The 9,779-nt window shown below is 66.4% G+C and carries 9 protein-coding genes; 4 read left to right on the forward strand and 5 right to left on the reverse strand.

Features of this window, described 5'->3' with window-relative positions; all coding sequences use genetic code 11:
* Positions 1-112 precede the first annotated feature (112 nt).
* Together U9977_RS22370 and U9977_RS22375 are read right to left on the reverse strand one after the other, a co-directional pair.
* A complete protein-coding gene (locus U9977_RS22370) occupies positions 113-1,438 on the reverse strand; it encodes a sugar ABC transporter substrate-binding protein (protein ID WP_322751252.1) in 1,326 nt (441 codons plus the stop codon).
* 91 nt (positions 1,439-1,529) lie between these two features.
* The gene (locus U9977_RS22375) at positions 1,530-2,780 is read right to left on the reverse strand and encodes a LacI family DNA-binding transcriptional regulator (RefSeq protein ID WP_322751253.1); all 1,251 of its coding nucleotides are present in this window, start codon (positions 2,778-2,780) and stop codon (positions 1,530-1,532) included.
* 229 nt (positions 2,781-3,009) lie between these two features.
* Here U9977_RS22375 and U9977_RS22380 point away from each other — a divergent pair, with 229 nt between their 5' ends.
* A complete protein-coding gene (locus U9977_RS22380; RefSeq protein ID WP_322751254.1) occupies positions 3,010-4,551 on the forward strand; it encodes a hypothetical protein in 1,542 nt (513 codons plus the stop codon).
* The gene (locus U9977_RS22385) at positions 4,535-5,218 is read left to right on the forward strand and encodes a pentapeptide repeat-containing protein (protein ID WP_322751255.1); all 684 of its coding nucleotides are present in this window, start codon (positions 4,535-4,537) and stop codon (positions 5,216-5,218) included. The genes U9977_RS22380 and U9977_RS22385 overlap by 17 nt, the downstream gene beginning before the upstream one ends.
* Before the next feature lie 129 nt (positions 5,219-5,347).
* On the opposite strand, the gene U9977_RS22390 is transcribed toward U9977_RS22385, so the two are convergent.
* Positions 5,348-6,238, reverse strand: coding sequence for an acyl-CoA thioesterase (locus U9977_RS22390; protein ID WP_322751256.1), 891 nt, complete (start codon positions 6,236-6,238; stop codon positions 5,348-5,350).
* A 111-nt stretch (positions 6,239-6,349) separates the two neighbouring features.
* Entirely contained in the window at positions 6,350-7,099 is a 750-nt protein-coding gene (locus U9977_RS22395) for a YceI family protein (RefSeq protein WP_322751257.1), read from the reverse strand.
* 516 nt (positions 7,100-7,615) lie between these two features.
* Between U9977_RS22395 and U9977_RS22400 the strand changes: the two genes are divergently transcribed.
* On the forward strand, positions 7,616-8,443 hold the full coding sequence (locus U9977_RS22400; protein ID WP_322751258.1) for an alpha/beta hydrolase: 828 nt from the start codon (positions 7,616-7,618) through the stop codon (positions 8,441-8,443).
* A gap of 155 nt (positions 8,444-8,598) precedes the next feature.
* Here U9977_RS22400 and U9977_RS22405 read toward each other — a convergent pair whose 3' ends face one another.
* Positions 8,599-9,075, reverse strand: a complete 477-nt coding sequence (locus tag U9977_RS22405; RefSeq protein WP_322751259.1) for an SRPBCC domain-containing protein — start codon at positions 9,073-9,075, stop codon at positions 8,599-8,601.
* Between the two features lie 90 nt (positions 9,076-9,165).
* Here U9977_RS22405 and U9977_RS22410 point away from each other — a divergent pair.
* Positions 9,166-9,779, forward strand: a 614-nt coding sequence (locus U9977_RS22410; protein WP_322751260.1) for a TetR family transcriptional regulator, incomplete at its 3' end; no start/stop codon positions are given.

Below are 9,779 nucleotides of genomic sequence, written 5' to 3' on the forward strand. Positions count from 1 at the left end.
GGCACGAGGGGTTCGCCTCCTGTCAGTCTGTCCGGTTGTCTGTCCGGTTGTCTGTCCGTCCGGTCGGCGATCGTGGTCCCGGACCGAGGCCCGGGACCACGACAACCGGGTGCTAACTCTTCGGCGGGTAGCCGTCGTTGTCCTTGATATCCTGATCAATGCTTTTCGCAGCCTGGTCCAGAGCGGCCTGGACGTTCCCACCGCTGCGCACAGTCGCGATCACCTTGTTGAAGGCGAGCGAGATGGTCGGATAGGCCGGCGTGGCCGGTCGAGGCAGCGCGGCACCGGAATCAAGCTGGTCGACGTAGAGCCGTTCCGGACCACCAGCAGCGAACTGCGGGATGGTGTTCAGGACCGGCTTGGACGCGGGGATCGCACCGTTGGCCGCGACCTGCTTCTGGTAGGTGTCCTCGAACAGGGAGCTGATGAACGCCCACGCGGCGTCGGCGTCCTCCGTGTGCTTGGTGATCCCCCACTGCCAGCTGCCCTCACCGGTCCGCACGCCGGTGCCGAAGTTCGGCAGGGGGACGATCGCCAGGTCGTCACCCCACTTCTTGGAATAGCCGGCGTACTTCCAGTGACCGACCCAGGAAACCGCCGCGCGGCCTGCGGTAAACGCCGCGTCGTCGGTGTTGGCGTCGACGTACTCGTTCTTGAACCAGCCCTGCATGACGGTCAACGCAGCCACGGACGCCGAACTGTTGATGACCCCGTCGGCTTTGTCAAAATTCGCCCGGCTGATCAAATCCGCACCGGCCGACTCAATGATCGGAGCGAAGCCGTACGCGTACCATTCGCCCTGATCCTGATTGATCTGAAGATCAAGTGGCTTGGCGAAGCCCGCCGCCCGCAGCTTCGCCAACGCATCGGTGAACTCCGCGGCGGTCCACGCGTCCGCCGTGGACGTCGGAATACGAACCCCGGCCTTTACGAACGCCGATTTCCGTACATACAGGCCCAGCCCGGACTCGGCGGTACCCACCCCATACAGCTTCGTGTTGTAAATACCCTGTTTGATGATGGTGGGCAACAAATCGGCCCGCAGCTGCTGCGACACGCACGTGTCGAGCGGTTGCAGGTTGCCGTTCCAGGCATAGTTGTAGAGGTTCGGACCGTCGAAGTCGAGAATGTCCGGTAACGAGCCCGAGGCGGCGGCGGCCTTCACCTGCTCGTTGTAGCTCCCCTCCGGGATGAACGTCGGCTTGACGACGACGTCGGACTGCTTGGCGTTGAATGCGTTCACCGCCTGCTCGAACGCCGTGCGCTCATCGCCCTGACCGGTGTGGAACCAGGCGGACAGGGTCCGCTTGCCGTCGATCTTCCCGTTGCATGTGCTCGCCGTACTCGCGGCTTGGGACGTACCCGAACCGCCTCCGCAGGCCACCAGCGCAAGGCTGGCGGCAGCGAGGACCACACTGACGGTCGTTCTCTTTCGCATGACGCGAACTCCTTGTCTCGATTCGATACAGGCCGGCCTGGGCCAAGGGCGGCCAAACGGCTCCGGCACGAGAGACCTTGGGCCGGAGCCTCTACATCACCGGAGCATCCGGTGATGCTGGGCGCGTGGGGTCTGACACGGTGGGTGAAACGTCATTGCCCTGCCCGCGGGGAGGGCAGGTGGTGCCGCGGACATGGATGCTGGTCGGTACCACAATCGATATCGGCACAGCCGGATTCACCCGAGTATCGGCAGAGGCGGATTCCCCAGCCGCATCGTCGTCTGCCGAACCGCCCATTTCCCCGGCAGTGCCACCACCGCCACCGCCACCACCACCGCCACCATCGCCGTCACCGTCGTCGCCAGACGCACCGGTGGATGCCGGAGTCTCCTGGCGCAGGAGGCTGAGCAACAGCTGCGCGGCGATCTCGCCCTGGCGGACCACGGGCTGAACAATCGTCGTGAGGTCGAACAACTCCGCCATCTCGTGCCCGTCGAAACCGACCACAGACAGGTCGTCCGGGACACGCAGCCCGGCACGACGCAGCGTCCGTAACGCCCCCATCGCCATCTCGTCGCTCTCAGCGAACACCGCCGTGGGCGGCGCCTGCGCGGACAGCAGCTCCGCCATAGCCTGCTCGCCCCCACGCACGGTGAAGTGCCCGGCCGCCTCCAACCTCGAGTCCAACGGGATCCCCGCCGACCTGAGGGCGTGGCGGTAGCCGCGCCGACGGTCCGTGGGAGCGGTGAAACGCATCGGCTCACGGTCATCTGAGCCCTCACCCGTCGCCCCGCCGGAGATCAGCCCAATCCGCCGATGACCAAGATTGATCAGATGTCGTACCGCCACGGTCGCACCGGCAACGTCATCGATCCGCACGCCGGCGAAGCCGGGCACAGCCGCGCCGACGACAACAACAGGGACGTTAAGCGCTTGCAGCACCTCGATCTCCATCGGGGTCAGCGGTAAACACAGCACGAGCACCGCATCGACCCGCTTGCGCAGCGGCACCGCGTCGAAGAACCGTGCCCTGCCCGCGTCATCCCCGAGGTTGTAGAGCAGCAGGTCCAGGCCACCCGCCCGCAACACCGCCTCGGCACCGCTGATGATCTGGGCGAAAAACCACCGGGTCACGTACGGCACCACCACTCCGACGGTGCCCGTGCGGCCGCTGGCCAGCCGGGATGCCTGCGGTGAGGCCACATACAGCAACTGGGCGGCAGCCGCCACGACCCGGATCCGCGTGCTCTCGGCGACGTTGGGCAGCCCGCGCAGAGCCCGCGAGACCGTCGCCGTGGACACGCCCGCCAGCGCGGCCACCTCCTCAATGCTGCCACTCATCCCGGAGTCCTCCTGAAGTCCACCGACACGCCCGCCGGAACCCGATCGCCCGACCTACTCCCGCGTGACCCAGATCACGATGGTCGGGAACGGTACGCCGACTCCGCTCCTTCTGCAAGCGCTTGCAGGGCGCCGATATGAGGGGTATCACAGAAAAGGTCCGCCGCGGGCACCCCCACCCGCCAGCCGCCCGCACCTACTGTCATCATCTGTGTACCGTGGAGGGCACGTGCGCTACGCACCACCAGGTCTCGTCCTCAACGACTTCGCCGTGCTCGCCACCGACGACGGGTGGCACCTCCTACACCTCCAGGGGCCACCCGTGGTGCCCTTCGACGCGTCTGTGCACGAGACCAGCTTCGGCCACGCCCACTCCACCGACCTGCTGCACTGGGAACCACTCGGCCCGACCTTCGGCATCGCCCGGCCCGGGCACTTCGATGACGGCGCGATCTGGACGATGAGCATCGTCGACCACCCCGACGGCGGGCTCGCCATGCTCTACACAGGCGTATCCGCCCACCCCCACCCGGCCACCCAGGCCGTCGGACTCGCCCGCTCAACCCGGCACGACGGCACCGGCTGGCACCGGGTCAGCACCAACCCCGTCTGCGTCGCCGACCCACACTGGTACCGCACCGACGATTACCAGGCTTGGCGAGACCCGTTCGTTGTCCGCGACCCAGACCACGACCAGTGGGTGATGTTCATCGCCGCGCGCGAAACCGGCCTCGCGCCGTCGGTCGGCGGTTGCATCGCGGCGGCCGTCTCATCCGACCTGCTGCACTGGACCGTGCTGCCACCGGTCGTGCCAGGCGGGACGCACTCGGAACTGGAGTGCCCGGTTGTCGAACGGCTCAACAACCACTGGATGATGCTGGTCTGCATCTCCACCGATCACTCGGTGGACGTATACGAATCAGACACCCTGCTCGGACCATGGGTCCGGCGCGGCCGGCTGGCCCCACCCGGCGTCTACGCGCCCCGCGTCATCCAGGCGGATGGCGAAAAGCTCGTCCTGCACACCGTGCAGCGACGGGTCGGCCTGAACGATCACGGCGACCTGGTACGCGGCATGCTCGCCCAACCGAAACGCCTCCGCCTCGACACCGACGGTGTGCCCGTCCTGGCCTGGTGGCCGCCCGCCGCCCGGGAGGTCAAACCGGCAGACACCGGACTCACAAAGGACGCAATCATCGAGGTTGACATTCCCGCCGAGGCGAGAAGCGTCACCGTGACGATCTGCCCGGACAGCGACTGCGCGGATGTCATGATGCTGGAAGTGCATGCGCGCGCCGGGCGGATGCGGATCGGTTACGCCGGAGGGCCTGTCTTGCAGGAGGAGTCACTCGGCGCACCGCTGGTTGCGGACGACCTTCCAGACCGCTGCGTCGGGTTTTACGATCCTTCACAGGACTGGTCTCCAGAGGCCGCCGGTACGGGCACATCCATCCCAGCAGTAGTCGGCGACTCGGATGCATACCTGGCCGGGGTTGGCCGCGTGCAATTACAACAGTCCGCCGGCCAGCCGGGCGAACCGACGCAGGCAGCCCCGCCACCTGGAATTCGGAGGGTACCGCAGCATCTGCGGATACTGGCCGTCGGCGAGTTCCTCGAAGTCTATGCCGACGATCGTCTCGTCCTCAGCACCATCGCGTACGCCCGGGGCACAGGCAGGGTGCAGGCCAGCGCCGATGGCATGGTCCTTCCGGTCTACGTCTGGCAGCTACCCAAAGCACGCCACCACCGCGACGATGTCTCCACACTCTGAAGGTCTCACGCATGCTCGAAAACCGACTCGGCAACTGACCGAGCGTTACATCAGCGCGATCCACCAGCTCGGCACTGCCTCGCTGGACATACGACTGGGCGAGATTTACGCGTTGGAACGCTTCGCGAAGGACTCCCCCGACGAGCAACCCATTGTCGTCGGGGTTCTGTCCGCGGTCGTGCGCGCATACATCCCCGGCCGGTCCGGCACTGGACACGGCCGACAGAATCAACCCCGGTCCGCGCGGGCAGCCGACGGTCGGAATGGACAGCTCTCCAGGCACATGGGCCCGGATGCTGACATCCAGGCCGCACTTACCGTTCTCGGCCGGCTCCCGTCCCTGCCAGGGGTCTGCCGCGCCGAGCTCACTGACGCCCACCTGAGCCACGCCCAACTGGAACGAGCGGATCTTGCTGGTGCACAACTGGAACGGGTAGACCTTTCCGGAGCCCAACTGGAATGGGCAGACCTTTCCGGAGCCCAGCTGGAGCGGGCGGACCTGTCTGGCACACGCTTGAAAAACACGACCCTCACCGGCGCCCGGCTCGGCGGGGCTGATCTCACCCGAGCCACCGGTTTGCGGCAGGAACAGCTTGAAGCGGCGGTCGAGGACGGCACGACAGTCGTGCCGGTAGATTTCGTGCTACCAGCGTCCTGGCTGAACTAAAATGGTGACCCGACGGGCGCGGGAAAAGGTCGGCTTGGAGGTGGCGGCGACCCGATCGGACCATTTCGGCACGGTCCGGCCCTGTCTACGGAAGCAAGATCGCTTCGCTGTCGGTCGCAGACCGGTCTTTCAGTCACCGGCAGCCGGTCGGAACAGGCCCACCGTGGTGAACAGGGCACTGGGCCGACCGCCGCTGTCGAGGACCTGGCCACGGCCGTGGACCCGGGCGCCCCCCGCATAGGGGACCTCCGTGCGCACCACATGCCAGTCGCGCACATCGAGGTCCTCGAAGAAGGTGACGGTCAGTGCCACGATCAACGCGGTGTGCGGCCTACCTGCGCTATCCGGTCCGTCTACCGTGCCGTGGTCAGCCATGAGCAGCGGCAGCGTCGTGGGCTCGCACGTATACGCGACCAGTGCCCGCCACAGGGTGGGATCGTCCGGGACGTCCTTCCTCCGCATCCACAGGTCGTGGGCCTGCCACGTCCCCCCGGCGGCGAGCCGGGTGTCCCAGGGGAGAAGGGGCATCTCGACAGGGGTCGCATCCTGCGGATCCGGCCCCGGGACGGCCGTCACAGCGGTCCGCGCCGGGTCGGGCTCGTCCACGGTGAGCAGTACCTGAGCCTTGCAGATCAGCTCCCGCCCCTGCCGGAACGTCAGGGACACCGAGGCGAACGAGCGTCCCTGCGCAAGCTGCTCGACGTGGGCCTCCAGCGGCTCCTGCCACGTCCCGGAGCGCAGGAACAGCGTCTGCAGGGACTGCACCCGCTTCCCCGGGTGCAGTCGCTCGGCCAGGACGACCTGTTGGCCGACCAGCTGGGCGCCGAGAATCCCCCCGTGCGAGCTGGGAAGGTTCGCCAGCACCGCGGCTGAGCCGCCGGGCCAGGCGGCGGTCGCCGGCTGGACGTCCAACACACCGAGCACCTCATCGAGCGCCACTGGCCACCTGACCTGCGACGCTCCGTACGGTTTCAGCTCGATCGGCTCCCGCTCGATCGGCTCCGCCACAGGCAGCTTCAAAGGTCCCTCCCGTCGCTCGGATGCACACCCGAGCGCACCCCGCATGCTCCGTTCTACCGAGGTGAGCGCCCCGGACGGGACCTGATGTGACGAGATGACGAGATGACGAGGTCAGGATTTGGTGAGGACGAGCAGTACCTCCATGATCCCCTTGTCTTCGGTGGTGACTACTCCAGGGAAGCTCGGGTTGCTGACGTTGTAGTCGGCGAACACGATCGGGATCTGGCCGCCGATCTTGATCTGTGCACCGGACCGCTGCGTCTCCAGGGAAATCGAGACGCTCTTGGTGACGCCGTGCAAGGTGAGGTCGCCGGTTGCCTGGTAGGTCTTGGTGACGCCGGTCGCGGGCACCGATCCGAGATCGATCGGCTTGGTCAGGGTGAAGGTGACCGTCGGGTACCTGGACGTCTCCATGATCCGTCCACGGAACTGGCCGTCGCGCTGGGACTGATCACTGGCGACCGTCGTCATGTCCGCGGTGAAGCTCGCGGACTGGACCGTCGTACCCGAGATGGCCAGCTGGCCGGTGACGCCCGAGGTCCGGCCGACGGCGGTGGTGGACTGTCCGAAGAGGACCTCTTTGACGCGGTAGCCGACCTGCGAACCGGATCCCACCTTCCACGTGCCATCGGTCGGCACGGTCGCGGTTCCAGCGGTGTCAGCGGCGGCCTGGGTCGACTGTGAGTTGACCGACAGCGCAGCCGGCGGGTCACCTTCGATGAAGTTGATGTAGACGAACGGCCCCCCGACCAGGAGGGCGATCACCACGATCCCACCGATGATCGCGCCCTTCAACCAGCGGCGGGGTTTCTTCCCGGGTGGGCTCCCTTGGCTCGTCTCGTGGGTGGCACCAGTTGTCATTGATTACTCCTAGTAGTTAGATCATATAGTTGTGCCGCCGCGCGCCCATCGACGACCGACATAGGACTAATACTGCACAGAGAGTAGCCGGATACTACGCAGAAAATAACCAAACACTGCGCAGACAGTACGAGGGTTCAATTACAGCAACCAAAAAAACCGGTAATGGGATGCTTCAGGATGGCGTCGCTCCTGCCAGGTGGCCACGGAGGGTGTTCTTCCGGTTGTCCGACGATGCACCTCAGCGATGGCGAACACCGCGGCGCCGACAGCCGCCGGCAGCGACGGAGAACACGTCGTACGCGCTGAAGTCGGCACACAGCTGCCATGCTCGCGCACGCTGCGCGGCCCCCGCCGGCCCGATCCGGCAGTCATGGCCCCTGAGTGGTCGGCGCTGGATAGCGGCCACAGGATGCGACCAAGGGGTAACCCCTTCAACATACTTAGAGCGCCCGGGAACGTCCGGCTCCGGCGAGGGTGTGCCATCAGGGCCGGGGCACACGAAAGGGGACCATCATGCCCTACGTCACTGTCGGTAAAGAAAATTCCGCCACGATCGAGATCTACTACGAGGACCACGGCACCGGGACGCCGGTCGTTCTCAGCCACGGCTACCCGCTGAGCGGCAGCGCCTGGGAGAAGCAGGTTCCGGTGCTGCTCGACGCCGGCCACCGCGTGATCACCTACGACCGACGCGGCTGGGGCAATTCCAGCCAGCCCGCCGTCGGCTACGACTACGACACCTTCGCCGCGGATCTGCACGCGTTGGTGGAGAAGCTCGACCTGCGCGACGCGGTGCTGGTCGGCCACTCGATGGGCTCCGGGGACGTCACCCACTACCTGGGTACCTACGGCTCGACGCGGGTGCGTAAGGCGGTGCTGGTCTCCCCGATCCCCCCGTTCCTGCTGCAGACCGAGGACAACCCCGAGGGCCTACCGCAGAGCCTGTTCGACGGGTTCATCGCCACCGCCAGCGCGGACCGGCCCCTGTGGCTGAAGCAGTTCCTCGACAATTTCTACAATATCGACGTCTACGGCGGCACCCTGGTCAGCGACCAGGCGCTCCAGGCGAGCTGGAACATCGCCACTGCCGGGTCGCCGATCGCAGCCGTCGCGTGCATCTCGACCTGGCTGACCGACTTCCGCGACGACGTCGCCAAGCTCGACATTCCGGTGCTCGTCGTACACGGTGATCAGGACCGGATCCTCCCGATCGGCCCCACCGGCAACCGCCTCCCCGGGCTGATCAAAGACCTTCACTACGTCGTGATCGAAGGCGGGCCGCACGCCATCGCCTGGACCCACACCGACCAGGTCAACAGAGCGTTGCTCGACTTCATCTAGTCAGCCGAGGGGCGCTCTCAACCGGTCGGCCGCCGGGTGTGCGATCATGACTCTTTTCGCGCACCCGGCAACCCGAACGTGCGCTGGTCACGCGGGGCGACGCCACGGGTCCCCGTCCCCAAGGCGGTGGACAGGGACAGCCGGGTGTACTGGACTCAGCCGTTGCCACCAGCGGTGGGGCGAGACATGCCGTTGTCGTCGACGTCGTTGAGCACGGCTGTGAGGCCCACGCGGAGCATCTTCTTCCGGACGGGGCCCAGCACCAGCTTTGCGAGGAGGAACCCACCGACGCCGGTGAAGCCAGTGTGCTCGTACGTGAAGCGCGTACCGCCCGCGTGCGGCTCGAGCCGGTAGGTGACGTACGTCGCGTCGCCGTTCTGGTCGCCGACCCAGGAATAGCGGAGCAGGGATGGTTCGCGTGCCTCGAGGACCTCGCAGTCGACGATCCCCCGCCAGCCTGGCCGCGGCTTCGCGACGAACTGGAACCGGGTGCCGACCGCGGTCGAGAAGCCCTCGGGCCGCGCCCCCTGGCCCGTCGAGGTCCACAGCGGGATGAGCGCCGGATCGGTCACGGCACGCCAGACCCTCGTGGGGGGATGGGGGTAGTCACGCACGATGCGGATGTTGCTCATGGAGGCTCCTTGCGCCGTAGGCGATTTAATTTCAGCAGCTAGAAAATTACTGTAGCAGAACTTTTACAGAGACTGGACTACGCTGAGAGCATGAGCAGGCGCACGGTGGACTGGACGGCAGCGCACACCCCTGGGCCCGGGGCACCCGACGCCGAAGGGTTGCGGGAGCGCAAGAAGCGCCTGATGCGCCAGCAGTTGACCGACACGGCGACGCAGATGTTCATGGATCGGGGCTTCGACGCCGTCCGAGTGTCGGAGGTCGCCGAGGCGTGCGGGGTGTCGGAGAAGACGGTTTTCAACTATTTCCCCACCAAGGAGTCCCTGGTCCTGGACCGCCTGGACGCGACGATGGCCTCGCTGCGGACCGGCCTGGCCGAGCCCGGGGTCGCACCGATCGACGCGGTGCTGCGGATCCTGGACGGTGAATTGGGCGGCATGACGTCCTGGCTGGACATGCAGGACGACCCGGTCGAGGCCGCCACCACGATCCAACGCTTCGGCAATATGATCATGTCCACGTCCGCGCTGCGAGTCCACCAGCGCGACATGACCGACCGACTCATCGCCGTGGCCGCCCAGCTCATGGCTGAGCGGGCCGGGATGAACCCAGACGACCCAGAACCGCAGATCGCGGCAACCGCTCTGCTCGAACTCTGGCACATTCAGTTCCAGAGCCTGAGGAAATACCTGGACGGCACCCGCAC

The sequence above is a fragment of the Protofrankia sp. Cas8 genome (genome assembly GCF_963555845.1).
Taxonomy (GTDB): Bacteria; Actinomycetota; Actinomycetes; order Frankiales; family Frankiaceae; genus Protofrankia.

Excerpts from the sequence above, each read along its gene's own strand:
- U9977_RS22370 (WP_322751252.1), bottom strand. The coding sequence starts at position 1,438 with ATGCGAAAGAGAACGACCGTCAGTGTGGTCCTCGCTGCCGCCAGCCTT.
- U9977_RS22375 (WP_322751253.1), bottom strand. The coding sequence starts at position 2,780 with ATGAGTGGCAGCATTGAGGAGGTGGCCGCGCTGGCGGGCGTGTCCACG.
- U9977_RS22385 (WP_322751255.1), top strand. The coding sequence starts at position 4,535 with ATGTCTCCACACTCTGAAGGTCTCACGCATGCTCGAAAACCGACTCGG.
- U9977_RS22395 (WP_322751257.1), bottom strand. The coding sequence starts at position 7,099 with ATGACAACTGGTGCCACCCACGAGACGAGCCAAGGGAGCCCACCCGGG.
- U9977_RS22400 (WP_322751258.1), top strand. The coding sequence starts at position 7,616 with ATGCCCTACGTCACTGTCGGTAAAGAAAATTCCGCCACGATCGAGATC.
- U9977_RS22405 (WP_322751259.1), bottom strand. The coding sequence starts at position 9,075 with ATGAGCAACATCCGCATCGTGCGTGACTACCCCCATCCCCCCACGAGG.